Genomic DNA, 1,716 nt, shown 5'->3' on the forward strand with positions numbered 1-1,716 from the left:
GGAAGAGCACTGAAAAACGCATACAATTTTTTCAAGTTTGGCCGCTGAGACATTCAGCGGTCTTTTTTTCTTTGTCTTCTTTATCAATTCACCGCGTTAATTTGGTATAATATTGGTGAGGTGAGTGTTATGTTGGAATTAAATAAACAGCAGTCCTTATCATTTCATAGCGAACTTTATAAATTCATTCCTCAAGACCATCTTTTAGTAAGAATTCAGCAACTTATTGATTTTTCGTTCATCTTGGATTTCGTGAAAGATCAATATAATCTGTTTTACGGTCGACGGGCCAAGGACCCCGATATGCTGTTCCGTCTTCTCTTTATCCAAAAACTTTATAATTTGTCTGACGAGCGGGTCATCGAAGAAACAAAAGTCAATCTAGCCTACAAATGGTTCGTTGGTTTGAACCCCGAGGATCAACTTCCCGACCCGTCTTTGCTTTCACTATTTCGCGTACATAAAATCGGTGCTGGCGAGGTGGAGTCGCTTTTGTTGGAAATCGTTAAACAGTGCGTGGAGAAAGGGATTGTTAAATCTTCTACGATCATCATCGACGCCACACATACCCATTCCAAGCACGAGGCTTCCAAACCTCTACAGGTTTTAAAACACGCAGCTTACCGTCTCCAGCGTTCAGTAAAAAAGCAAAATCCAAAAATGCTCAAGAAATTACCAGTCATGCCCGAATTTGCAGGTGATTGTCGCGAGAAGGAAATACAGGCCCTGCACTACTTGGCTGAACTCGGAGCTGCGGTGGAGGAACTTGTGCCGGATGCAGAGGGTGCTCTGAAACAACGTTTGGAGGAAACAAGGAAGATTGTGGAGGACGAGAGACTGCTCGCATGGAAAGGGGTACAATCTGCCATTGATCCTGACGCCCGATTTGGTTGGAAGAGCTCAACAGATTCATTTTTTGGTTACAAGGAAAGTATTGCAATTACAGAAGATGGAATTATTACGGCATTAAAGGTGGAGCCCGGCAACGCAAGCGACCCGAAGGCATTCCCTGACCTTATGAAACAGACAAAAGAAACGGGACTCGTGGTAAAGGAAGTCCTTGCCGACAAAGCGTACGGGAGCTTCACTAATCTAAAATTATTAGATAAAGACGGGATTGTTCCAACGATTAAGCTGAATGAGATGATGCTCTATGGGCATCAAGACGAACAAAGGGAAAAGTTCGTGTACCATAAAGACAGCGAGACGGTCGAATGCCCTGCCGGACATCACAGCATACGCAAAGCGAGGATGGGACCCAAGGACGGAAATGAGTGCCAGAGATTGACATTCTTTTTTGAGATCGAGAAGTGTAAAAAGTGTCCGTTGCAAGCAGGATGTTACAAACCTGGATCGAACTCAAAAACGTACTCCGTACCGGTGGTACCTGAGTTTAAGCAAAGAGCCGTTGAGTACCATGGGAGCGAGGAATTTAAGGCTCGTTACCGGATGAGGTACAAAGTTGAACAGAAGAACAATGAACTTAAGACGCATCACGGCCTGGGTACTTCTCGATACAGCCGAGGTTTACTTGGTATGCGGATACAGGCCGTTCTAACTGCAATTGCAGTAAATGCCAAGCGGATGGTAAAGCTAACATGCCCTCAAATAGCCCATTAGAGGCTCCTACTCCATCCCCTTATTCGTTACCCTACGGGAAAAAGTCGTGATTCTGTTGCTCAGGGCAACAAAACCACGACTTTTTCAGTGCTTTCC

1 protein-coding gene is annotated in these 1,716 nt (G+C 44.7%); it reads left to right on the forward strand.

The window, feature by feature from the left end; translation table 11 throughout:
* Positions 1-129 precede the first annotated feature (129 nt).
* Positions 130-1,620 (forward strand): IS1182 family transposase, encoded by a 1,491-nt coding sequence (locus FE782_RS31930; RefSeq protein ID WP_238392739.1) that lies wholly within the window; start codon positions 130-132, stop codon positions 1,618-1,620.
* Positions 1,621-1,716: the final 96 nt, after the last annotated feature.

The organism is Paenibacillus antri (assembly GCF_005765165.1).
GTDB classification, from domain to species: domain Bacteria; phylum Bacillota; class Bacilli; order Paenibacillales; family YIM-B00363; genus Paenibacillus_AE; species Paenibacillus_AE antri.